This window comes from Acaryochloris sp. CCMEE 5410, from assembly GCF_000238775.2.
Taxonomy (GTDB): domain Bacteria; phylum Cyanobacteriota; class Cyanobacteriia; order Thermosynechococcales; family Thermosynechococcaceae; genus Acaryochloris.
Map to the genome: position 1 here is coordinate 2,014,548 of NZ_AFEJ02000002.1, position 24,524 is coordinate 2,039,071.

At 49.4% G+C, this 24,524-nt stretch carries 14 protein-coding genes, 1 tRNA gene and 8 pseudogenes; 17 read left to right on the forward strand and 6 right to left on the reverse strand.

Going from position 1 to position 24,524, the window contains the following annotated elements:
- The first annotated feature begins 557 nt into the window (after nt 1–557).
- From ON05_RS30100 to ON05_RS30125, 6 genes and pseudogenes are all read left to right on the forward strand, one after another.
- Nucleotides 558–2,663, forward strand: a complete 2,106-nt coding sequence (locus ON05_RS30100; protein WP_010477440.1) for an FAD-dependent oxidoreductase — start codon at nt 558–560, stop codon at nt 2,661–2,663.
- 324 nt (nt 2,664–2,987) lie between these two features.
- Nucleotides 2,988–4,880, forward strand: a complete 1,893-nt coding sequence (gene ftsH2, locus ON05_RS30105; protein WP_010477442.1) for an ATP-dependent zinc metalloprotease FtsH2 — start codon at nt 2,988–2,990, stop codon at nt 4,878–4,880.
- 151 nt (nt 4,881–5,031) lie between these two features.
- On the forward strand, nt 5,032–5,844 hold the full coding sequence (locus ON05_RS30110) for a carbon-nitrogen hydrolase family protein (RefSeq protein ID WP_010477444.1): 813 nt from the start codon (nt 5,032–5,034) through the stop codon (nt 5,842–5,844).
- Nucleotides 5,845–5,963: 119 nt separating this feature from the next.
- Nucleotides 5,964–6,122 carry a hypothetical protein gene (locus ON05_RS30115; RefSeq protein ID WP_175307262.1) on the forward strand — a complete coding sequence of 53 codons (159 nt, stop codon included), beginning with the start codon at nt 5,964–5,966 and terminating at the stop codon, nt 6,120–6,122.
- Between the two features lie 128 nt (nt 6,123–6,250).
- Nucleotides 6,251–6,827, forward strand: a pseudogene (locus tag ON05_RS38795) (cation:proton antiporter); the annotation flags it as partial.
- 307 nt (nt 6,828–7,134) lie between these two features.
- Nucleotides 7,135–9,063 (forward strand): N-acetylmuramoyl-L-alanine amidase, encoded by a 1,929-nt coding sequence (locus tag ON05_RS30125; protein WP_010477450.1) that lies wholly within the window; start codon nt 7,135–7,137, stop codon nt 9,061–9,063.
- Here the strand turns inward: ON05_RS30125 and mdh are convergent.
- Both mdh and ON05_RS30135 read right to left on the reverse strand, forming a co-directional pair.
- A complete protein-coding gene (gene mdh / locus ON05_RS30130) occupies nt 9,060–10,031 on the reverse strand; it encodes a malate dehydrogenase (RefSeq protein WP_010477452.1) in 972 nt (323 codons plus the stop codon). The two genes, ON05_RS30125 and mdh, sit on opposite strands and share 4 nt — an antisense overlap.
- 61 nt (nt 10,032–10,092) lie before the next feature.
- Nucleotides 10,093–10,302, reverse strand: a complete 210-nt coding sequence (locus tag ON05_RS30135; protein ID WP_010477454.1) for an NAD(P)H-quinone oxidoreductase subunit O — start codon at nt 10,300–10,302, stop codon at nt 10,093–10,095.
- Between the two features lie 251 nt (nt 10,303–10,553).
- Between ON05_RS30135 and ON05_RS30140 the strand changes: the two genes are divergently transcribed.
- Complete coding sequence (locus ON05_RS30140; protein WP_010477456.1) at nt 10,554–11,021, forward strand: DUF4079 domain-containing protein; 468 nt, start codon at nt 10,554–10,556, stop codon at nt 11,019–11,021.
- A 411-nt stretch (nt 11,022–11,432) separates the two neighbouring features.
- Here ON05_RS30140 and ON05_RS30145 read toward each other — a convergent pair.
- A pseudogene (locus ON05_RS30145) lies at nt 11,433–12,960 on the reverse strand (IS5 family transposase).
- Nucleotides 12,961–13,393: 433 nt separating this feature from the next.
- Here ON05_RS30145 and ON05_RS30150 point away from each other — a divergent pair.
- The 4 genes from ON05_RS30150 to ON05_RS30165 all read left to right on the forward strand — a co-directional run bounded on the left by ON05_RS30150 (nt 13,394) and on the right by ON05_RS30165 (nt 16,250).
- Entirely contained in the window at nt 13,394–13,858 is a 465-nt protein-coding gene (locus tag ON05_RS30150; protein ID WP_010467652.1) for a cupin domain-containing protein, read from the forward strand.
- Nucleotides 13,859–15,841 (forward strand): ComEC/Rec2 family competence protein, encoded by a 1,983-nt coding sequence (locus tag ON05_RS30155; protein WP_262562482.1) that lies wholly within the window; start codon nt 13,859–13,861, stop codon nt 15,839–15,841. It abuts the gene before it with no gap.
- Complete coding sequence (locus tag ON05_RS30160; protein WP_262562483.1) at nt 15,841–16,104, forward strand: hypothetical protein; 264 nt, start codon at nt 15,841–15,843, stop codon at nt 16,102–16,104. Before ON05_RS30155 ends, ON05_RS30160 begins: the two co-directional genes overlap by 1 nt.
- 59 nt (nt 16,105–16,163) lie before the next feature.
- Nucleotides 16,164–16,250 (forward strand) — tRNA-Ser (locus ON05_RS30165).
- A 37-nt stretch (nt 16,251–16,287) separates the two neighbouring features.
- Here the strand turns inward: ON05_RS30165 and polA are convergent.
- Nucleotides 16,288–19,228, reverse strand: a pseudogene (gene polA / locus ON05_RS38800) (DNA polymerase I).
- 523 nt (nt 19,229–19,751) lie between these two features.
- On the opposite strand from polA, the gene ON05_RS30175 reads away from it, so the two are divergent.
- On the forward strand, nt 19,752–20,054 hold the full coding sequence (locus ON05_RS30175; RefSeq protein ID WP_262562484.1) for a hypothetical protein: 303 nt from the start codon (nt 19,752–19,754) through the stop codon (nt 20,052–20,054).
- Nucleotides 20,055–20,184: 130 nt separating this feature from the next.
- On the opposite strand, the pseudogene ON05_RS38805 reads toward ON05_RS30175, so the two are convergent.
- Nucleotides 20,185–21,303, reverse strand: a pseudogene (locus tag ON05_RS38805) (phosphoserine transaminase).
- A 199-nt stretch (nt 21,304–21,502) separates the two neighbouring features.
- On the opposite strand from ON05_RS38805, the gene ON05_RS30190 reads away from it, so the two are divergent.
- The 4 genes and pseudogenes from ON05_RS30190 to ON05_RS30200 all read left to right on the forward strand — a co-directional run.
- Nucleotides 21,503–21,796 (forward strand): DUF3288 family protein, encoded by a 294-nt coding sequence (locus ON05_RS30190; protein WP_010467646.1) that lies wholly within the window; start codon nt 21,503–21,505, stop codon nt 21,794–21,796.
- Between the two features lie 11 nt (nt 21,797–21,807).
- Nucleotides 21,808–22,294, forward strand: a pseudogene (sixA, locus tag ON05_RS38810) (phosphohistidine phosphatase SixA).
- Between the two features lie 84 nt (nt 22,295–22,378).
- A pseudogene (locus ON05_RS30195) lies at nt 22,379–23,219 on the forward strand (citrate/2-methylcitrate synthase); the annotation flags it as partial.
- Nucleotides 23,220–23,293: 74 nt separating this feature from the next.
- A pseudogene (locus ON05_RS30200) lies at nt 23,294–23,383 on the forward strand (hypothetical protein); the annotation flags it as partial.
- A 12-nt stretch (nt 23,384–23,395) separates the two neighbouring features.
- Here ON05_RS30200 and ON05_RS30205 read toward each other — a convergent pair.
- Nucleotides 23,396–23,521, reverse strand: a complete 126-nt coding sequence (locus ON05_RS30205) for a hypothetical protein (protein WP_262562487.1) — start codon at nt 23,519–23,521, stop codon at nt 23,396–23,398.
- A gap of 131 nt (nt 23,522–23,652) precedes the next feature.
- Here ON05_RS30205 and ON05_RS30210 point away from each other — a divergent pair.
- Nucleotides 23,653–24,524: pseudogene (locus ON05_RS30210) on the forward strand (NADH-quinone oxidoreductase subunit H); the annotation flags it as partial.

The window sequence follows — 24,524 nt, forward strand, 5'->3', positions numbered from 1 at the left end:
ATAAAACAAAGATAAATTTCAGGAAATTTACATAATTCATGGGTGGATGGAAATATCGACGACCAAACCAGATGAGTGGCTGAGTCGATTTTTCATTTCGTTAATCGTACTTGCTAAAAAAAAGTGTGTAGCCAAGCAGGGTAAAGGCCTAAAACCCTTTCTCTGCCTGCAAGACCTTATTCTAACAGCAACATTTTTGAGGTGCCGAGCTGTCTATCAGCAGGGGTGTAAAAATGGGAATTCACCCATCAATTTTGGTCAACATTCTGTTAATGACGCCTATCTTTCTGGCGGGATTCAAGGGCTGATTCTATAGACGCTTACTTGGTTTGAGCAGAGTCATGATTTTTGCTTAGTTACTGTAAAAAAACTGATCCTGAAGAAAATCTTTTATTTCAAATTTTTCGGAGTTAAAACTTAAGTTTCATTAACATAAGAAACATGTTCCCAATGTAAACAAATGTATCTTTGTTATTGAGACTTAAAATGCGGTTGTCCAAGCCATAATGCAGTTGACTTTCTAGCCTAGTTTTAGTGAAGCACCCCAATCGCGGAATATGAGTAAGACGGGTAATGGCATTCTTGAAGCGCATTTTTTCCTTCGGCCCGCCGCTGACCAGGAATTAACCACCCCCATCCTGATTGTGGGGGGATCGACAGCAGCCTATGCCGCCACCTTAGGTGCATTGCAAGCCGGAGCAAAGGTATGTTTAGTGCAGCCTCAGCTCGTCTTAGGGGGGCAGTTCACTGCCCAAGGGTTACCAGCCTCTGATGATGGCAAGTTATTGATGCCCTATGAGCTTATTTCACCGGATCAACGAGATCCAAATCAACTCAAGGATAGTGAGTACTTTGCATTGTCGCGATCGCAACGACAATTCCGGCAATGCCAACGTCAGCATCAACCCGTTGCCCACCAAATTCTTCAGAACCCTGGCGGTAGCTGGGTGAGTCACCTATCGGTCACGCCAACCGTCGCTGCAGACTGCTTCAATACAGCGATTCGGCCCTTTTTAGAACAGGGATTATTAACGCTTATCCCTTGGTCTATACCAATACGGGTATTGAAGGAAGAATCACCCCGCCGCATCCTAGGTGTTCAATTCAAGGATAAACAGACCCATCATCAATTCACGGTTAGGGCGAAACTCACCATTGAAGCTACGGATCTAGGAGAGCTGCTGGAACTGGGAAAGATACCCTCCCGGGTGGGGCAAGAATCTCGTTCCCAAACCCAGGAAGCCGCATTGCCTGAAGACCCTCGCCCTGAATGCCAACAGGCCATCACCTTTTGCGTTGTAGTTGAGCGGAGTTCCAAAAGTCCACCACCCCTGCCAGCACCATCAGGGTATGACCATCAACCCTGGCTGCAATCTTGTGACTTCACTGATGAGTTTTGGATCCACCAGCCCGATCGATGGCAAAAACATGACTTCTACGATCCAGACGGTATGTTTCGGTATCGTCGGCTGTATCGTAGCCAGAATAGTGATAATGTTCAGCCCGGAGATATCACCGTTCTTAACTGGGCAACCAGTCCACTAGGGGTTAATGGTGGACCGCCAGATCCTTCAGCCCCACTGGGGTGTGGCAATGATTATCCCTTTGGTTGCCTCCTTGGTGTCAGTCCAGAGCAACGACAAGAACAAGTGATACGGGCGCGCGATCGCACCCAAGCCTATATCCACTATCTGCAAACCCAAGGTCATCCCGAACTGAAACCGAGGGGCGATTTAACCTGGACCGAGGATGGCATTGCCCTAGAACCCTATATCCGAGAAGCCCGCCGCGGCATTGCCCTCACCACCATTCGCCATGAAGATGTGGCTACTAAATTTTTTCCCAATCAAGCTCGGGCTCGGACTTTTACCGACAGTGTGGGCATCGGTCAATACCATTACTTAGATGTTCACCCCAACCATGCCCAAGGCCATGTAGAGCTAGGCGATGGTCACGATGCCTTGCCGTTCACTCTACCCTTATCGGCCTTAATCCCCATAGATACCTTAGGGCTGATTTTATCGGCCAAAAGTATCGGCACCACTCACATCACCAATGCGGCTTATCGTATGCATCCCATGGAATGGGCTATTGGTGAAGCTGGAGGGCATTTAGCCGCCTTTGCAATCACAAACGGTGTGGCCGTGCAAGACATCACACAACAGCCAGCACTGGGAAGGGCGTTCCAAGCCCATCTCACCCATCAGGGAATTCCTATTGTTTGGTTAAACGACGTCAGTCATGAGGATCCGGACTTTGCTGCGATTCAAGTGTTAACCACCACCGGAATCCTCCCGCTCCAGAACCTGCAAACCTTAAATTTTATGCCCGAGCAATCTATCATCTGGGGTCGATTTCGGAACGCCTTAACACAGGTATGGCAATGGTCCCTTGAATCTAACAACTCGTCCTTATCAAATCTTGCTTCTACAGAATCAGCCTCCTCTTCTGCCCAAGATCGACTGGTAGGGCAGAACAATCTAGACCGTTTTCAATTCGACCTTGAACAACCCATCACCTGGAGCCAATGCCAGCAGTTACTGGAGCAGCTATCTCTAGTACCAGCAAACTTTAAGGTTTCATGGGCTGATAACCAACCGATAACCAACCGTATCGCTGCCCAGATTGTGTTGCAACTGTGGACGTCTACCTCCGACCTTTAACCTTCAATCGTCGGTAGGAAGGGTCACGGCAGACCTACTTGGCAAAACAGGATATCGAAATGAAGACCCAAGCAGGCAACTAAATTGACTCCTACTTTGTCAGCAGAAACTCTCTATATGAGTTGTCCACCACCTGAGAATTAAGTTAAATTTAGTTAAGATTGATGTTCGACTTGCCTCAAATTGGCCTTTTACCAGGTCCAACCCTGAGGAAACGCTCTAAGCGTATGTAACAAGTCGGTTGAGATCGTTCTCGCTTCGCTTCAGACATGCCAGACCTCTAGCAAGGCTGTGCGTTGCTTTTACCGAAAGGGCCCATAAACGATGAAATCTTCTTGGAAAATACTTCTTCTGTGGCTTTTGCCATCTCTACTGATTGTGTTCTTCCTCTGGCAAAGTGTTTTTGCCCCTGCAGCCACTACCACGCCAGAAATGAGCAATGCTGCAAACTCACGGATGACCTACGGTCGGTTTCTTGACTATTTAGAAGCAGGTCGAATCCAGAAGGTCGACCTATTTGATGGTGGTCAAACCGCCATTATTGAGACAACAGACGTAGAAATTGGCGGTCCAGTTCAACGAGTTCGTGTCGCCCTTCCTGGGTCTGCACCTCAGCTCATTGCCAAGCTCAGAGAAGACAAGGTTGACTTTGACATTCACCCCGATCGCAATACAGGCGCTGTTTGGGGCTTGCTAGGTAACCTGATTTTCCCCATTTTCCTGATTGTGGGCCTCTTCTTTATCTTCCGACGGTCCAGCAACGTTCCCGGTGGACCAGGCCAAGCCATGAACTTTGGTAAGTCCAAAGCTCGCTTCCAAATGGAAGCCCAAACCGGAGTCATGTTTGATGACGTCGCGGGTGTCGAAGAAGCCAAAGAAGAACTCGAAGAAGTCGTCACCTTCCTGAAAAAACCTGAGAAATTCACCGCTGTTGGCGCTCGAATTCCTAAGGGTGTCTTGTTAGTGGGTCCTCCTGGAACAGGTAAGACTTTACTCGCCAAAGCCATTGCCGGTGAAGCAGGGGTTCCGTTCTTCAGTATTTCTGGTTCAGAATTTGTCGAAATGTTTGTGGGTGTCGGTGCCTCTCGGGTCCGCGACCTATTTAAGAAAGCCAAAGAAAACGCGCCTTGCATCATTTTTATCGATGAGATTGACGCCGTTGGTCGTCAGCGGGGTGCCGGTATCGGTGGTGGTAATGATGAACGGGAGCAAACCTTGAACCAGCTCTTAACAGAGATGGATGGTTTTGAAGGCAACACTGGAATTATTATTCTGGCAGCCACTAACCGCCCCGACGTCCTAGACAGTGCCCTCCTTCGTCCGGGTCGATTTGACCGTCAAGTTACTGTGGATGCCCCGGATATCAAGGGTCGTCTAGAAATCCTGTCCGTTCATGCTCGGGACAAGAAGCTGGCGGAAGAGGTTTCTCTAAAGACGATTGCCCGTCGTACTCCTGGCTTCACGGGCGCTGACTTAGCAAACCTGTTAAATGAAGCAGCCATTCTAACCGCGCGTCGTCGGAAAGAAGCTATTACTCTTTCTGAGATTGATGATGCCGTCGACCGTGTTGTTGCCGGTATGGAAGGCACCCCCTTAGTTGACAGCAAGAGCAAGCGACTGATTGCTTACCACGAGATTGGTCATGCCATTGTCGGTACGTTGATGAAAGAGCATGATCCGGTCCAAAAAGTCACCCTAATTCCTCGCGGCCAAGCCCAAGGTCTAACCTGGTTTACCCCGTCCGATGAACAGGAATTGGTATCGCGATCGCAACTCAAAGCCCGAATGGCAGGTGCCATGGGTGGGCGCGCTGCAGAGCAAGTGGTCTTTGGTGATGCCGAAGTTACCACGGGTGCAGGCGGTGACTTACAGCAAGTCACAGGTATGGCAAGGCAAATGGTGACTCGATTTGGTATGTCGGATTTAGGTCCCCTGTCCTTAGAGGGGCAGCAAGCGGATGTATTTCTCGGTCGAGATCTGATGTCCCGCTCTGAATATTCTGATGAGATTGCAGGTCGCATTGATGCCCAAGTGCGCGAACTGATTCAGCATGCTTACGAGGAAGCGATTCATATCGTCCGGGATCACCGAGCAGCGGTGGACCGATTGGTGGACCTCTTGGTGGAGAAGGAAACCATTGACGGTGATGAGCTACGACATATTCTGGCAGAGTACACAACTGTCCCTGAGAAGGAACGTTTCGTACCCCAGCTATAAACTCAATCACTAGAAAATTCTTGAAAAGAGGGTGAGTTGAACTCACCCTCTTTTTTCGCAAATATGTTCTTTTACGAGGATCTCTTGACGAGGATGGTCCGCAAAGCTTTACGATGAGTTAGTTTATGCCTTTCATCGTTCGCCACACGCTATGAAGCCCTACCTTGCTGCCGCAGTTCAAATGACCAGTTTGCCAGATTTACACAAAAATTTGGCACAAGCGACGGATTTAATTGAGCTAGCAGTGCGCCGCGGAGCCGAATTAGTATGTTTGCCTGAGAATTTTTCTTTTCTTGGAGATGAATCAGCCAAAATTGAGCAAGCTGAAACCATTGGTTTAGAATCTGAAAAATTTATCAAAACCATGGCTCAGCGCTTCCAAATTACGATTTTGGGAGGGGGCTACCCTGTGCCTGCAGAGGCAGGCAAAGTCTACAATACGGCTCTACTAGTAGCACCAGACGGGAGTGAACTAGCTCGATACCATAAAGTCCATCTCTTCGACGTCGAACTCCCTGACGGCAATATTTATCATGAGTCAGGCATTGTGCTCGCTGGCTCGGAAATCCCCCCCATTTACGCTTCCCCCAAATATGGCAACTTGGGTATGTCTGTCTGCTACGATGTTCGATTTCCTGAGTTTTATCGGGCCTTGTCTAAGGCTGGAGCAGACGTACTGTTTGTGCCAGCAGCATTCACAGCCTTTACGGGCAAAGATCACTGGCAAGTGTTACTCCAAGCCCGTGCCATTGAGAATACGACTTACGTTATCGCCCCAGCCCAAACCGGCTTCCACAACTCTCGTCGCCAATCCCATGGCCATGCTCTGATTGTCGATCCCTGGGGAGTTGTCTTAGCAGATGCCAGTATTGAGCCAGGAGTCGCTGTAGCCGCCATCGAACCCTCCCGTCTGGATCAAGTGCGGCAGCAAATGCCTTGTTTAAACCACCGCGTATTTGGTTAAGTCTTTTACCACCAATGGTCTTGCATTCCTGTACTGCAGGATATAGAGCAGTCTGCGACGGTTGGGGCAATGTGGGTTAATATCTTGCTTACTGTGGGTCTTTCTGCACTATTAAGTCATTGATACTTCTAGAAGCGGGGGCGGTAGACACCACGCCTTCCATGCTGGTCTTTTTAGGGTCAACCACTGAGGCAGGTATTGAAACTGCGATCGCAGTATCGCAAACCTATAGCAAAGTCATCTCCACTTTCGCCGAGTTAGGCATGGTCACTCTCTAAAATTGGTTTAGAGTCGTATCTACAAGTCCTAATGGGACCGGGTCCTCAAACCACCATTATTGCGGTCGTTGGGGTAGCTATCCCCTTCATTTAATATATGTTTGGATTAATCTATTGTTTTTATTTGAATCGACAAACTACAAACTCGCGGTGATCTACTCCTGTCTGCTTTAATCCTTGTTAGCGTTATAAAGCTATCCATTTAGAAGCCATTCTAGGCACCTTTACCGCTGAATTAGTCCTAGCTGGAACCAACCAATATAAAGAACAAGTAATCCCCTTAGCAGGCATACTTGTCTCTATCTTTATTTGTCTGTGTGGGGGCAAAAACCGATGTCAGCGTTCTCAACCTTCTGATACCAGAGAATCGTGAAGGACTGAATCATCGCCGCATTTTTGATTATTGTTGCTATTATTGGCAGAGTGATCACAGGATTCACTATTTTGGGGCAACCTGAGATTAATCGTCTAGCCATTGGCGTAGGGATGATTCCCAGGAGAGAAGTTGGACTGGTCTTTACCGGTGTTGGTTCAGTAAGTGGCACTTTATCGCGTCCACTAGAAGCAGCCATCATTGTTATGGTGATTTCGACAACGTTTCTAGCACCACCCATGCAGCACGTTGTATTCCAGTCGTCCGATACAGGTGAACCAGCCTTGAGTGTAAAAGTTGCATCTGCAGTGGTCGGTGATATTGACACTTAAAGCAATGTCACGACCGACGGGGCACTGTTCAATCAAGACCTTGAGCGACCTACTGTTCTCCTAAATACAGATAATGCTTGATCAAAACTTGATTGAGATCAAAGCTCTGTAACTCCTACCTGATATGGCATCTAATGCCATTATTGGGGTGCAGTCGCAAGTCATCACAGAAACTTTGATGCTCAATTGGGCGTCCCGAAGCTTGCAGACTGCCATACCCCTTTTGCGGACTAGGCGAACGTCAAGTGCTCCTACATTGAGACAGCTTGAAAGCGTTAGGGGGTCGATTTATCCATGGAGACATTGCATGCGCCACCATTTACAGACTGTCCATAGACAAAGGAGGACCACTCACTCGTTACGTTGGCTACTCCCCAGTCTATGCGGGCTCTTTCTCAGTTGCTTACCGGCGGAAGCAGCCCAACTTCAGTCTTGGCGGTTTGACCAAAATCAAAATCGATTGGAATTCACCACAGATGAAGAAATTCGGCCTCGGGTACAGCTCATTCCCAACCCCACTCGCTTAGTCGTCGATCTACCTGGGATTGTCCTAGGTCAGAGAACCTTAAAGCAACGTTTGGGAAGCCAGTTTCGCTCCATCCGCCTCGGACAAGTCAATGCACAAACCGCACGGATTGTAGTGGAATTAGATCCGGCTTATACCCTCGATCCACAGGAAGTCAAAGTGGAGGGGAATTCACCCACCAACTGGTCGATCAATTTACCCACTCCCCAGCGGTGGCAGTCCTCAAGTGAAACGCCTGACAATAGTTCCACAGCATTGGCTCCAGCCCCTCTACCCCCATTCCAGGCCGTTCAGCCAGCACCTGCTCTCTCACCAAAAATCGTCGCAACAAAATCTCCGTCTCCTCCCCTCCAAATTGCCCAAAGCTCATCGGGGATCAGTGATATTTTAGTGACCGTTGATGGTCTTTTCTTACCAACAAAGAAGAGTAAACCCAAAGTAAAAGTCAAGCGCAGCCGCAATAAAAAAGAGATCACATTCAAGATCTCTGGGACCACTATTTCCCCTCAACTGGCGAAGACCTTCACGCCGGGATATCACGGCATTAAAAGCATGACTTTGAAATCTGTCTCTGATTCAGAGGCGGAGCTGTTGCTAATGGTAGATCGAGAGAGTCCAGACTGGATGGCAAGTGTCAGTCGCTTCAGCGGCATTGTCCTGTTGCCCAAAGGTGGTCCATCGGCCAATCGTTCAGCTCGTCGTCCGGGGACAACCGTCAGTTTAGTTTCACCTAATCGCCCGACCCCTTCCACCACTGCAAATAGCCGACTGAATACGGTTCGCCGTATCGATTTAGGCGGTCGGCAGCTCCTTATTCAAGCCGATCAACCGATCTCTTACAGCACCCGTTGGTCTGGTCGGGCGTATCAAATTACCATTAATTCTGCCAAACTAGCAGATGACTTAAGAAAACCACGATTAGGGTCTGGCAGCCCCTTATCTGACATTACTGTTACGGAGTCAGATAGCAATACGGTTACTATTCTGGCCAAACCCAGTACCAATGTCAGAGTGACGGGGGTCCAGAAACTATCAAATCAGTCGATTGCCCTCAATCTCCTCCGACCCGGTCAACGTCCGATTACCCGCATTCCGAGTAATCCTTTTCCCTCAACAACCCCATCCCCCCCTCCTGTGACGGGTCGCCCCGTTCGTGGTCGAAAAGTGATTGTCATTGATCCTGGCCATGGAGGTCCCGATCCAGGTGCAATTGGCATTGGCGGTTTGCGGGAAACGAATGTGGTTTTGGATATTAGCTTAGAAGTCTCTCGAATTCTTCAGCGTCAGGGAGTGGTGGTTTATCTCACCCGAACACGGGAAGTGGATGTTGATCTGCCTCCCCGTGTCAGCCTGGCTGAGCGAGTGAATGCTACAGCTTTTGTCAGTATCCATGCCAATGCCATCAGTATGAGCCGTCCGGATGTAAATGGCCTAGAAACCTATCATGCGCCCGGCGCTCTCTTAGGATCCCGCTTAGCACGGACCGTTCATAACACTATTCTTCGTCGTTTAAGGATGCCGGATCGCCGAGTTCGTCCAGCCCGATTCTATGTGATTCGGAAGACCTCAATGCCAGCGATTCTGGTTGAAACAGGGTTTCTCACCGGTGCTCAAGATATTGTCGGACTGAGGAATCCTGCTTGGCGAAAACAAATGGCCCAAGCTATTGCTGAGGGGATTCTCAATTATTTGAACGGTCGTTACAACTAATTGCCAGACCTTAACAAGGTTTGGGCAGTGGTAATATTCTGCCGAACCGCCTGAGCTGATGTCTGCAATGACTGATAGTCCTCTGCGGATAATTCAAGTTCTAATACTTTTGTCACTCCCTGACGGCTTAAACAGGTAGGAACTCCCAAGAAAAGATCAGACAGCCCATATTGCCCATTCAGGTAGGCTGCCGCAGGCAAGATGCGCGAGCGATTAAATAGAATGGATTCCACCATTAAGGAAGCAGAGGAAGCTGGTGCAAAATAAGCACTACCCGCCTGCATAAGACTAACGATTTCCGCGCCTCCATTACGGGTTCGCTCGACGAGACGCTGAATTGTCGCCTCATCCATCAATTCAGTGATCGGGATGCCGCTAACAGTGGAATAGCGGGGCAAAGGCACCATTAGATCCCCATGTCCACCAAGCACCATGGCATGAACGTTGGCAATCGAGACTTTGAGTTCTAGGGCAATAAAGGTTTCGAATCGAGCCGCATCTAGAACCCCTGCCATACCAACGACACGTTCTGGAGGTAATCCACTGGCTTGCCAAGCCAGATAGGTCATCACGTCTAAGGGATTGGTGACCACCATCAAGATGGCATGGGGGGATTGAGCTATCGCTTGGCGAGTGACATTGGTAATAATTTGGGCATTTACCTTGAGTAGATCGTCCCGACTCATCCCCGGTTTGCGAGGAAGGCCAGCCGTAATTACGATGACATCTGAGTTTTGAGTATCGGTATAGTCTGCTGTGCCGATAATGGTGCGGTCGTGATGTTCGACGCCGCGGGCTTCCATTAAATCTAGGGCTAACCCCTGAGGACGACTCGCTTGAATATCCAGCAGGACAACGTCGGCAATATTCTTTTCGACAATTCGCTGGCCCAAGGTACTACCAACATTGCCTGCACCTACAATTGTGACGCGGGGGGCTTGAGTGCCGGGTAAGCAGATGAGGTCCATACCTCTATTGTGGTGGGATAAGATGCGATCGCACTTAATCCGTAACCAATCGTTGAGATGATTAGGCCGCTTCTAGCTGATCAACCCGGAGCCAAACCGTTGGCACAGGGACGCGAAACTGAATCTGGGCATAGTCACCCTTAATTTCTAGTACTTCGCCAGTACCCTCAAATACATAGGGCGGCAAGCGGCGATCGCTGGCCTTGGCCTCTAAGCTATTTTCAAATTTTTCGGGAACGATACGGACTAGACTTCCTTTCTTTACAGCCATAATTGCGGGTAACTTTACCAAAGTGAGAGCCATCGTCATTGTAGTCGCTTTCCCCTCCCTGATCCTAACTTCAGTGATTCCCACTACTAATCAAGCGTTTGATGAAGTCGCAACTTAGAGCCGTTTTTACTGCGCCCCAACCGTTCGCAAGAAATCATTACACTTAGAAGTCGTAGCGGTTGTATCACCCAATTGAAGGGAATCACGCTGTCATAAGAACACTGCCGAAGCCTTGAAGGAGCACTTTAAAGATGGAAGAACTACTGGCCCCCATTGCGGGATTTTTTCAAAGTTTAGGCTTGCCTGAGCCGATCGTGCATTGGGGGCATCCCACCATGATGGGAATTGTGGTGTTTGTGATGGGATCCTATGCCGGTGTAAAAGGCTGGCAAGGTCGCTTAGCCACTGACGAAGAAGACGGTAACAAAAAACGAGCTGCCCATGCCCAAGTCGTGCCTTGGATGTTTTTGTTTATCGTCTTGGGATATACCGGAGGCGTGCTGTCTTTGGTGATGCAGGAACAGCCTATTTTCGAGAGTCCCCACTTCTGGTCGGGGACCGCTGTGATTGGTTTATTGGCGACTAATGCGGTGCTGTCGCTCAGCAATTTCTGGGGAGAAACGAGTTTTCGCTCTGCCCATGCTTATATTGGCAGCTCTGCTCTAGTTCTGCTAGTGGTCCACACACTACTAGGTTTGAAACTCGGCTTATCGTTTTAACCCAGCAGGGAATCACAATCATTTAGCCCACCCTCCACTCCCCTATCTATGCAAAGAAGCCACATCAATCTTGCAGCCAAGCACAAAGATGGAGTGGACCTTCCCCATTTTGGGAGGGGTACCAAAAGAGAGGGTGGGTTAATGGCCAAAATTCAGGTTAATCTCAACAGGCTTGATACTTTAGCAGCAGTAAGAACGATAAATCGATTATGAAACGATCAATTCTGCCCGATATCCCCAAATGAGTTCAAAAGGTCGTTATCTCAGGCAGGATATGACTCCGGGTGAAGTTTCACTCTGGCAATGACTAAAGGAGAAACAGCTGTTAGGCTATGACTTCACTTGGCAGCGCCCTATTTAGGGTTTGCTGAAAAAGTAAATTGAGCTAATTCCTGGCATCAAATCGTACAATCAACCCAGTTGTGACGGCCAGGGCCATATTCCTTCACTGGCCCTAGAAAAGCCCCAAGGCAGCCCTGGCAGCTCCATAACGCTTTCCAACACCAGCAATCCCACCCAAAAATGAATGATAAAAGGTGGCGGAGCCACCGCTCTAGATTCATCACCAAGAACGTGATAGCAATCGCACTAGCAGCCGTATCCGCTAACTTCGCCATCACTCGATTCAAGCCAAATCTTCGCTTGGCCTGCCCAAACTTGCCCTCAATTTGGACTCTCACCTTTTCGTCCTCCCGTGCTTGTTGCTTGAGTTGGCCCTGCACCTGGGGGTCTTGTTGAGGTCTTCCTAACGGTGGTCCACTCAATCGGATACCTCGAGCTTTACACCATCGTCGATTAGCTCGGGTTCGATAGATTTGGTCGGCATGGACTGAGAGAGGATAATGGCCAAAGCGACGATGAAAGCTTCCACTTGATATTGAAGATGCTGGGATTCATTGAACGCATCCCAGCTTAAACGTTCCAGAAACACACATCCGTTGACACAACTGAGGGATAGCTTGGCCCCAAACTCAACAGGTACTCCAGCTTTGCCTCGGACCATCGGTCGGACATGAGGCTGAGTGAGGCTGACAATACGGTCATCTACTCGACGCACGTGCTGTTGATACATCCACTCTTGCTGTCGAAAGACTTCATGAATCACCAGCAACAGACGGTACTGTCGCCGGGACAGTCGGGACAGAGACGCTCCTAAAGCTATCAATCCATCAATGTGGGCTAGATTCCGACGCACATAGCCCAACTGCTGACGAATCCCTTTACGAATCAGCTTGCGACTCGGTTGACGTTTCTTGGCAATGGCCAGATAAGCTTTGCGGGCCTTTTGGCGGTAGGTGCGAGGTTTGCCCTTGAGAGACAGCATGACTTGAGCATATAAAGCATCAAGGATGGCTTCACTCGCTTTGCGGGCATCATTGAGCAGATCTAAGTCTGTCGGATAGCGAATATCGGCTGGCGCACAGGTCGCGTCTATCAACAATTGGCCCTGGTTGGGAGGGGCAGGAGGCTCATCTTCGTCATCTTCAGGAGAAGGAGATGACTCAGGGGACATCACAACAGGAGAACCCTCAGATGCGAGCACTGATTCCACGACTGCGTCGTTGACTTGAGTCAGTAGCTCTAGATTCAACCGTTGGCGAAAGTGAACCAGCATGGAGGCATCAAACGGAGCACTCTCTCGATATTCACTAAAACCCAGAAAGTACTGCAAGTAGGGGTTCTCTCGAATCTGTTCTACGGTCTCTGCATCGGATACACCCAGTTTCTCTTTGATGATTAAGGTCCCTAAGGCCACACGAAAGGGTTTGGCAGGTGCCCCCATGGTCTGACTGAATTGCTCTGCATACTCTGACTCAAAGCTCTCCCAAGGAATCAGCTCGGCGAGTTTGACCCAGCGATTCTCTTCTGATAGTTTGCCTCCGAAGGGCAAGTAGAAGTTCTTAAAGGACAGTTGACCGGGGGATGGACGACGATACATTGGGGTGCATGTGCAAAGGTTTTGAGTATTTTGAACGATTTTCCTTGCACTTCTCAAGGGCGCTCAACACTTGGATACACTGCAAATATTCAACCTTAGACTTTCGAAGCAAGCCCTATTTATCAATGTATTGTGGATTTTCACTACAAAGCTTTAAAGCTAGCGATAGAAATTGACGCGGCATCCCACAAAGGGGAAGTTGCATAAATAAGAGACCGAGCGATTAAAGTCTTGAGGGATCCACTTTTTAGGGTTTTCTGAGAGACTGGCACAAACTCAGCCACCGCTGATTTTTGAAGAGATTAAGATGTGGATTTAGCAAAAATCATCCAAATGAGTCTTGTTCTGTAGGATATTGGAGAGACCCACCCTGCTCTTCGAGCATTCCTCCCAGGAAGGGATGGGACGTCCTATGTGACTCAGGAGTGTATCTATGCCTCACTTAGTCAAAGCCTCCACGATTCAAGAGTCCCCCGAACAACATTTTCAACATCCTTTAAACTCTAATGCGGTACGACACACTAAATCGATTGGGGACTGGGTGGGACTTGAACGGCTGGGAGTTCATCTGGTTAGAGTAGAGCCGGGTCGGGACACCACGCAGTTTCACTACCATCATCAAGAAGAAGAATTTGTTTATGTCCTTTCGGGAAAAGGGATTGCCGAGATTGGCAATGCTTCATATGAAGTTGGTCCAGGCGACTTTATGGGATTTACAGCACCTTCCCAGCCCCATAGCTTGTCTAATCCTTTTGACCAAGACTTGGTCTATTTGATGGGGGGAGAACGACGCTCTGTCGATATCTGTGACTATCCCAAATTGCAGCAGCGGTTAATTCGTAGCGGTGAAGACCGTCAACTCTACAACTGTGATGATCTGCAGCAATTTAGGATCTAAATGCAGGCGTTGAATGGGGCCATTCTCTGTATCGCCTGGATAGTCGGCTTACTCTCTACGGCTCATCCTTATGGCTGGGTAGGGTTGATGGGCTTAGGGCTGGGGCTAATGGGAATACGAGTGCTTAGCTTACGAACACCCTGGCCGCTTCTTTATCCCTGGCGACGAGGCCCAAGGGTTGCCTTTTGGCTATTGGCTTTAGCCATCGCATTATTTGCGAGCCTATATTTCTTCGTCCGCACCCCAACTCCAGGCTCAAGAGATATCAGTCGAATCGTCTCTGAAGTCTCGCGATCGCCCGTGACGGTTACAGGCAAAGTCAAAACCATGCCTCGCCTGACACGGAGTCAAACCGTTCAGTTTCAGCTTCAGGCGTTAAAACTACAAGCAAAGCCAATTCAAAAAACGGTTCGTGGCTTACTCTATGTATCCTTGCCTCCAAAGCAGGGGCAAGAACTGCATCCAGGACAGCGATTGGAAATTTCTGGCTATCTATACAAGCCTCGTCGCTCCACTACACCCCAAGGCTTTGATTTTGAAGATTACCTCACTCGTTCCGGTATTTTCGCAGGTTTGCGAGGTAAAACTGCTACAGTCAAGCAGTCTAGAGGAACTTGGGGCGGATGGGCAGTTCGGCAGCGCATTGTGCGATCGCACGCCCGATTCCTGGGACCCGAAAAAGGTGCGTTAGTCAGCGCCATGGTCTTGGGCCATCGTCGGGTTGATTTACCGTTCGATCTCCGCAATCGCTTTGTCAAAGTCGGTTTGGCTCATGCCCTAGCCGCGTCAGGATTCCATGTTTCTATCATTCTTGCAGGACTGTTAAAGATCACGGGTCGTCTATCGTCTCGAACTCAACTGTTCACCGGGCTGATCGGCTTAATCCTGTTTATCTTCTTGAGTGGATTTGAGCCCTCGGTTTCCCGTGCAGTCTTAATGGGGATGGCAGGTCTGGCTGCCGTTGCGGCCAACCAGAAGTTAAATCCAGTGGGCGTATTGCTGGTCGTGGCTGTGGGGCTGCTCGTTATCCAACCCCAATGGATCTGGGATTTGGGGTTCCAACTCAGCTTCCTCGCCACTTTGGGACTGATTGTGACGGTGCCACCCTTAACTCACAAACTGGATTGGTTACCGCCTGCGTTCGCATCCCTATTCGCGGTGCCTATCGCCGCTATGTTGTGGACCTTGCCCTTACAGCTCTATCAGTTTGGAATCGCCCCGATTTATTGTTTGCTGGCCAATATTTGCACAACGCCGCTGCTGATTCTGCTGACGGCAGGTGGATTTTGCAGCGGTATCGTAGCGGTGGTGTGGCCTTTGGCAGGGGGGCTATTGGCTTGGCTGCTGGCAATACCGACTCAAGGACTGATTTGGCTGGTCACTCAGATCAGCCAGTTACCGGGAGCCTCCTTAACCTTGGGCATGATCTCCATTGGGCAGTTGGTAGTGCTCTATGGGCTGCTGGTGTCGGCTTGGCTCTTACCCATTTGGCAGCAGCGCCTACCGCTATTGATAACCTTGGCCTTGGGTATCATCATTCTGCCCATTTGGCATCATCAAGTCCATCGCTTCCAAATCACGATTTTTGACCGGGCCACACCCCCGATGATGGTGATCCAGCAACCCAGATCGACGCTGGTATTGAATAGTGGCGATCGCAACACCGCATCACAAACCCTCGTTCCTTTTTTACAACGCCAGGGCATTGATCAAGTGGATCTGGCCTTAGCCACAGACTTACGATCTCGCTGGAGAGACGGATGGCCCGCGTTACTCCAGCAGGTCTCCCTAAAGAAGTTGATTCCCATCTCTGTAACCAACAACACCGCACTACAAGAGCAACTTCTTGGATCTCAGGTCCAACCGGAAAAGCTACGTTTCCTTCAAGTCGGTGAGCAACTGGTTCAAGACCAAACTCAAATTAGCGTCTTGCGTCACCAACCGACTCTGTTGCAGTTCACTATCAATCAACAAACTGGCTGATGGTTTCGGGTAGGTATCAAGGATTATTACCTTGGCTGCAAACGGCCCAAGTCCCCTCGCCGCAAGTGCTATGGTGGTCCACACAAGTTGATCTAGAAGCGATTCACCACTTGCAACCTAAAGTTCTTATTCTCACGTCTCGCAATATTGATGCCGAAAGCTTGAGCCAGTTAGAACGCCGAATCTCCAAAGTTTATTGGACGCCCAGAGATGGGCAGTGCAGTGGACTCGCGATCGTGGTTTTGAATCCACCTTCCCCTTAGTGAAAATCCGGCTTCTCCCCTGTAGAATAGGCGTTAGACTAAACCAAAATCACCAACCTGGAGAGGTGGCAGAGTGGTTGAATGCGGCAGACTCGAAATCTGTTTTAGGGTCAAACCTAACGGGGGTTCGAATCCCCCCCTCTCCGTTTTAATTAAGATACCGCCAGCAAGCGGCTTTTAATGCTATTTGGCTTCCATCCAGTTGGCCCCAGTATGGACTTCAGCTACCAAGGGGATGCTGAGGGGGAGCGCTGTTTCCATGGTGGTTTTGATTTGCGATCGCACATCGTCCACCTCATCTACAGGGACTTCCAACACTAATTCATCATGGACCTGCATCAGCAGTCGACTCTTATAGGGTTCAAGAGCAGCCTGGAGTTGAACCATGGCAATTTTAATCAAGTCAGCACTAGAACCTTGGATGGGAGCATTGGCTGCTGCCCTCAGCAGACCTCGATCATAGCTACTCATTTTGATATCACTGAGATCGACTTCTGCTAACTCTTCTAGAGCTTTACCGCGATATTTTTTCAGACTCCGACTATCAAACTCAAAATAGCGTCGGCGTCCAAGAATCGTTTCCACATAGCCTTGGCTCACCGCTTCTCGCTCCATCCGCTGCAAATAGGCAAAACCTCTGGATAGCGATCGTAAAACCGCTGAATAAAGTCTTTGGCCTCGCCATATTTAACCCCAGCCTCACGGGCAAATCGATGGGGTCCCATGCCATAGATAACACCAAAGTTGATAATCTTCGCTAGCCTTCGTTCCTCGGCTGCAATTTCATCTTTTTCCAACAGCAATTGAGCCGTCAGAGAGTGAACATCCTGACCATTCCGATAGGCATCTAATAGCCGTGGCTCTTGGCTGAGGTGGGCAAGGATCCGCAGCTCAATTTGGGAATAATCCGCTGCCATCAGGATCCAGCTCGATTCGGGAATAAATGCAGCTCGGATTTGACGGCTAAATTCAGTCCGTATCGGAATATTCTGCAAGTTGGGATTCGAGGAAGACAGGCGTCCCGTCGCGGTCACCGCCTGATTAAGTCCGTATGGATACGATGGGTATCTTCTCTGACCAAGGTGGGTAAGGCATCCACATAGGTAGATTTGAGTTTGGCTAAGGTTCGATACTCCACAGCACATCGATAATCGGATGATCACCCTGCAGTTTTTCCAAAGTGGCGGCATCCGTAGAGTAGCCCAGCTTGGTCTTGCGGGACTTCTTAACATCCAGCTCTAGGCGGCCAAATAGGATTTCACTCAACTGCTTAGGGGAGCCTAAATTGAAGATTTCTCCGGCTAGCTCATACGCCCGGCCTCCAAGCGCTGGAGATCCGCCTCTAATTGGGTAGAGAGGGTTTGCAAATAGTCTTGGTCAATGCGGACACCCGACGTTTCCATCACCGCCAACACCGCTTCCAAGGCAGCTCTACTTCCTGGAAGAGGCCATATAGGGAGGGAATTGCAGCCAGTTCAGCTTCCAGCTTCTCCCTCAGCTGATAGGTGGTGAATACATCCAAGCCGCAATATTCTGCCACTTGAGAAATGGATAAGTCAGCAATGGTTTGCCCCTTTTTGACCAATTCCTTATAGCTTTTTGCCGTTATTTGCAGATAATTTCGAGAGAGATCCGTCAGGTTATGGCTACGTTCTGGATTTAGCACATAACTAGCCAGCATCGTGTCAAAGACAACCCCCTGAAGATGAATTCCCTGGAACTGGAATACCAACCGATCAAATTTGGCATTTTGGAGCACCTTGGGATAAGCATCACTTTCTAAAATGGGGCGTAACCCTTCCAGGGCCGTCGCAAGCTCTAAGTTGTCACCCTCTTTATGGCCGACTGGAATATAGGCAATCGCCTGTTCATCCCCCTGCCAGCAACAGCCAATACCAACGAGATGGGCATCTCGGGGGGAAAGGCTATCGGTCTCTGTATCCCAGGCCACAGGACGGTTGACATCGGTGCACGCTTCCAAAATCGTGATTAACTCTTTCAACTGGCCGGCGTATCCACAATTCGAGGGACCAGTTGAGGAGGTGGCGGCGTTTGAGCAGCCTCCGTATCTTCAGCACTAAAAAACCAGGTGTCATCTCCATCGTCTGTAACCGGAGACGCGGTAGGGGCAGGTGGGGCGATGGCTTCTCCCCCAAACTGCTTTTGTAACTGGTTAATTTGGCGCAGGAAAGACTGAAATTCTAGCTTCTCCAGCACAGGAGACACCTTATCCGAGGTGAAGCCTTTGAGTTCAAAGTCTTTTGGCCCCACCTTTAAAGGCACATCCAAGACAATACGAGCCATAAATTGAGAATGATAGGCAGCCTCTTTGCCCGTGATCAGTTTTTTCTGAACAGCTCCTTTAATTTGATCAACCGAGGCATAGATATTATCGAGGGTGCCATACTCCGTCAGCAGCTTAACGGCAGTTTTATCGCCAATCCCCTTCACCCCCGGAATATTATCGGACGAGTCTCCACAAAGCGCCTTGTAATCGACAATCTGCTCAACCATGACGCCCATCTTTCTTGGACTTCGGTGGGGCCAATGACCCTGGTGGGGCTCCACTCCGAGAGGCAGCACTATAGATATTGCTCATATAGAGAATACGAACCCGATCGTCAGGCTGAACCAGCTGAAATAATCGCGATCGCCACTGAGGATCTTCACCTTAAAGCCTTGCTGACTCGCCTGATAGGCCAACGTGCCTAGCACATCATCCGCTTCATACCCCGGCTCAACCACAATGGGCAAATCCATAGCGGTCAAAAGCTCTTGCAATTTTCTAGATCTGGGATGAAGTCCTCGGGGGTTTCGGCTCGGTTGGCTTTATAGGTTTCATCGGCTTTATGGCGAAAGGTCGGTCCCCCCAAGTCAAAGGCGATGGCTAAATAATGGGGTTTTCGGTCTTCAGTAAATCCAGTAGGTTCTTAAGAAACCCATAACAGACACTCGTGGGAATCCCTGTAGAGGTTCGTAATCCGCCTTCTCGGCCTTTAGCAAAAGCATAGTAAGCCCGAAAAGCCAGGGAATGTCCGTCAACCAAAACCAGGGTGGGTTTGGAGTCTGCGCTTGCGGAAGACTGAAGTGCAGCGGGTGCTGGGGAAGTAGAGGTGGGAGTCATGACCCTATTGTACGGATTTACAAGGCTTTATCCGTGATAGACAAGACTTTCCACACGATTCCTCATGCAACTCAGCACCTCGCCGCTCACGCAAATGGGTCAGAGGAAAAACTGTTATGGGGAACAATAGGCTCAGCCTATGGCATTTCGTCACTTTCACAGCCCTATTCCATCACAGCGAGCAACAATGACCCAACACAACCGTCTCACATATCTTGGCAGTCTAATGTTTGCTTCCTTACTCCTGATCAGCTGCCAAAATAAAGAGCTGGTTACCCAGGAGCAATACAACAGCTCCAGTTAAATATGTCCTATGAAGACGTCAAGAAAATTATGGCAGTCCCGGAAAGGTAAAGAAGTTTCCAGGACAACCTCCACAGAAACAACCTACGTCTGGCAACAAAAGATTCTTCTTACCGCATTCTCGTAACGCTCAAAGATGGAAAGTCGGCAGTCTAGTGGATATCAAGTGAAGCTCCAAAGACTGACACCCCTTACTTTTCCCAGCAATGACTGATAAAAGATGGCGCTAGTCGTCCAGATTTCGGCTTCACCTTACGATACAGACTACGGCATGGCCTATGTTTACGGTTTTGATAAGGCCAAGAATTATTGTTTTTCTCTCTCAAGATTTCCTCATTCTGAGCATATTGAGGTGATGGTCGTTGACCAGTTAGTGAGTCACGTCGATGATTTGACAATATCTGTAACTCACAATTTGATGACAGCCACGTTAGATGAAAGACGGCTTTATTCCTGGATGGATATCATCACTATGACCTTCACTTTGATTGACTCCTCCAGAGATGACTTGCCTCATCAATAGCCTGCAGCAAATTTTTGCTGGGAAGTCAGGATTATCGATTGATATTCCTTGAAAAATGGGAGCGTTGGGCTGACACACTCCCATCTCCGAATTTGTATAGATGTAGAAAATGAGTAGATAGCCGCGCAGATTAACCGTGACTAGCCTTCATCTGTTCGTAAGCCCAATCTAACCAAGGCGTCAAGGCTTCCAATCTGCCGTATCGACTGTGGCTCCGCCCAAATTCTCAGTCCTGGGGCGCATCCCGATAAGACCCGATATCATAAGCAACCCCTCCTTATCTAGCAGGTCGCTAATTGCTTAGCTCTTTGGCCTGATCTTCGGCAGAGAGCCGTATACCAGGATCCACGATTTTAAGACAGATAGACGTATTGGAGCGGGTGGTCGGATCTACGGCAAGGAATCCACCATCTGTGCGGTCAACCCAGTTAGTGATTGCGGTCAGGTTTGCTTGCGATTCTCGCGATCAATGCTGAGACTCCACCCAGGCTCTCCGCCATTTCAGCCATCCAAAGCATCTTCCACACGAGCATAGAAGGAGTGTGATGGTGAACCAGTGAAAATCGCTGCATTCAGCTTGCCTTTTTCGTTAACTGAAATCTTAGGGAGTGGCCACGCGGGGCTATAGGCTCTATCGCTCGACTGCCCGAGGGCTCAAAACCAACATGCGTGGGCGCTTCTCCGCCCATTACCTTTTGCCAGGACCAGGTCACCACATCCAGCTTGGTCCAGGAATTCCATGGCAAGGTGGCAGAAGTAGCATCCGCAATCGTGAGGCCCTGACGATTGTCTGCATCCAGTCACCGTTGGGGACTTTGACCCGGAGGTGTACGTTCCAAGTGAATACATGTCGCGATCGCAATCCAGTTGCGACAAATCCGGCAAATGACCATATTCGGCTTTGGTAATCCGGCAATCCGGCAGTTTCAATTGCTTTTGTACATCCGTTACCCAGCCAGAGCCGAAGCTTTCCCAAGCCACCATCTCTACACGCGAACCCCGAAGCGACCACATGGCAATTTCTACCGCACCCGTATCGGAGGCGGGGACATGCCACAGACATAGTCTTCAGGAATGCCGAGGATAGATTTCGTCCGATCAACCTCTTTCAGGCGGGCCTTCCCTGGACCAGACCGATGGAGCGGCCACCAACGCATTATTCAGGGCTTCCAGACTCCAACCAGGCGCTTGGAGCAAGGGCCTGAAGAAAAGTAGGGACGTTGGGGCGTTGGCTAGGTTGGGACGTCATATCAAATTCCACGTTGGGGGTAGGACTATCGAAATGCAGCAGAACTTGAGTCGCTTGCCACAGGGTTGCTAGAAGTAAATTAGTCTAAGCTGCTTCATCCGGGATCCAGCGTTCCGAATTATTTTTTTAAGATCCGGAAGGCCCCACTAGGGCACTGGTAAACTTAAATCCTTCATTGGTCATATTCGGTTGATATCCTATGCCACCAGAGAATAGTCTTAAGGATCAACGTCATCCGCAACAAGATCGCGATCGCAACACTCTGAATCGCCTGCTACGGGAAGAGCCTAATGCGCTAAATTGGGCTGAGCTGGCCCGACTCCGCATTCGCTATGCCGGATTTCCAGGGAGTCGAGACATCCAAAAGGATCTGGATAAATTACTCGAAAAATGGGATGTCACCGAAGACCAACTTTTTGAGAAGACCCGCGAAATCCACGCCACTCAGAAAATTTACACCGTACGGACGAATAAAAAAGAAGACTGGACCTAATGGCACAGCCCCTGAAGCTCTATCTCATTCGTCATGGAATTGCCGAAGAGCGACAGCCCCATCTCCCCGATCGCAGCGGGCCTTAACCGCTAAAGGTCGACAGAAAACCCAGAAAGTGGCCCAGCGTTTGCAGGAGCTGGCCTCCAGTTTGATGACTTGCAGACCAGTTCCCTAGTACGCGCCTATCAGACTGCCGAGATTCTTCAACACCAAGGCTAGTCACGACTATCCATATCTCTGATTTATTACGTCCCGACGGCAACTGGCAAGAGTGGCTCCAATGGTTACAGAACTGGCGAAACCAAGGTTTGACTCGTTTAGCCTTGGTCGGACATGAACCGAATTTGAGCACATGGGCGAGATTTTAGTCTGGGGGCAACCCCGTCGGCAACTGGTTTGAAGAAGGCTGGTATGATTGGACTACTCCTGCCTGAGCACCACAACCCTGTAGGGCAAAGCACCCTGTTTTGGTTGACTGCTCCAAAATTGCTGTTTTAGAACCCATACCCTCCTTCGCTCTGCCCAGCTCCCTCAGTGCTTCCAGGCGGTCGGCGATCTATCCACCTTCATTTGAGAGACACTATGGTCGCTTGTGAATTTCAACCCGGTTTAGAAGGGATTCCTGCTGCTCAATCCCAGGTCAGCTTTGTGAATGGCCAAATCGGTCAGTTGGAGTATCGCGGTGTTCCCATTGAAGCCCTCGCAGACAACAGCAGCTTCCTGGAAACGGCCTATCTATTGATTTGGGGGAATTTCCCAAATCAGATGATCTAGACGCCTTCCAAGAAGAAATCACCCACCATCGCCGCATCAAATATCGCATCCGGGACATGATGAAGTGTTTCCCGAAAGCGGTCACCGATGGATGCCCTCCAGGCGTCAGCCGCAGCTTAGGCCTGTTCTATTCTCGCCGGGCTTTAGATGATCCACTTATATTCGTCGGGCCGTGGTGCGATTACTGGCAAAAATCCCAACGATGGTGCAGCCTTGAGCATATTCGCAAAGGCAATGACCCGGTACGACCTCGGGATGATTTGAGCTATGCCGCCAACTTCCTCTACATGATGAATGAGCAGGAGCCGGATCCCTTTTTAGCCAAATCTTTGACACCTGCTTGATCCTGCATGCCGAGCATACAATGAATGCCTCAACCTTCTCGGCTCGGGTCACCGCCTCACCCTCACCGATCCCTATGCCATTGTGCTTCAGCCGTGGGCACTTAGCCGGGCCTTTACATGGTGGAGCCAACGAGGAAGTGATCACCATGCTGGCAGAGATCGGCTCAGTGGAGAATGTCCAGCCTTTCTTAGAAGAGAAGCTCACCACCAAATCTAAAATTATGGGATTTGGGCATCGAGTTTATAAAGTGAAGGATCCCAGAGCAAAGATCTTACAGAAATTAGCCGAACAATTGTTTGACAAAACCGGCGGCGATCCCTCCTATGAAATTGCCCTAGCGTTGGAAAAAGCAGTGGCCGAAAAACTGGGAGTAAAGGGATTTATCCCAATGTTGATTTTTACTCGGGCTGGTTTACCAAAAACTGGAATTCCCACAGATTTATTTACCCCTATCTTGCGATCGCAAGAGTGGCTGGCTGGTTAGCCCACTGGCGAGAACAGTTGGAACGAACCGAATTTATCGCCCCAGCCAGGTTTATATCGGCGACCATAGTCTTGCTTATATCCCGCCAGAGAGCCGTTAGAACAGACATAGACTAGAATCATCCTTTCCTTCAACCCTTAGGGAAATGGATGTCGGAGCATGAAGTTATTCTCCTAGAAACTCGCCTAGGCGTATATACTGGTTTAGGCATCAGAAACTTTACAAATCATAAATTCAGTAAGAATGGGCGGCAATGAACCCAGGTATTGATCTTGAACAACGCTTTGTTGAAACTTTAATGGAATTGGGTTAACCCCGGTGTCGCCAAACCATTTGGCTTCCGATCCCCATGTTGTTGATGATTATCGCGCAACGTGGGAGTCCTGGTTTCGGTTTGGCTAGAACGAAAAATTTCAGCGGCGGCTCAGCAACGGATTGGCCCGAATATCGGACCGCTGGCATCCTAGCGCCAGTGGCAGACGGCATCAAACTCGTCTTTAAGAAGACATTGTGCCAGCCAATACCGACCCCTGGCTTTTTACGTTAGGTCCCATCCTGGTCGTCATCCCTGTCTTTTCTCCTATTTGATTGTCCCGTTTGGTCAGAACATTCTGATTACAGACCTAGGGATTGGCATCTTTTTCTGGATTGCCTTATCTAGCATTGCGCCAATCGGTCTGCTAATGGCGGATATTCCTCCAATAACAAATACTCTTTGCTGGGTGGACTCCGAGCTGCAGCCCAATCCATCAGCTATGAAATCCCACTGGCCTTAGCAGTCTTGGCTGTGTGATGATGTCCAACAGCCTCAGCACCATTGACATTGTTAACCAGCAATCAGGCTATGGCATCCTCGGCTGGAACGTTATTCGCCAGCCCATTGGTTTATGTTGTTCTGGATTGCGGCCTTGGCGGAATGTGAGCGTCTCCCTTTTGACTTACCCGAAGCGGAAGAAGAATTGGTCGCGGTTACCAAACCGAATATGCAGGCATGAAGTTTGCTCTGTTCTATTGGGTCCTACGTCAACCTCGTACTGTCCTCAATTTTGGTAGCGGTCCTCTACTTTGGCGGTTGGACCTTCCTATTCCAGCAACCATGATTGCGGACTGGATTAATGTCGATCC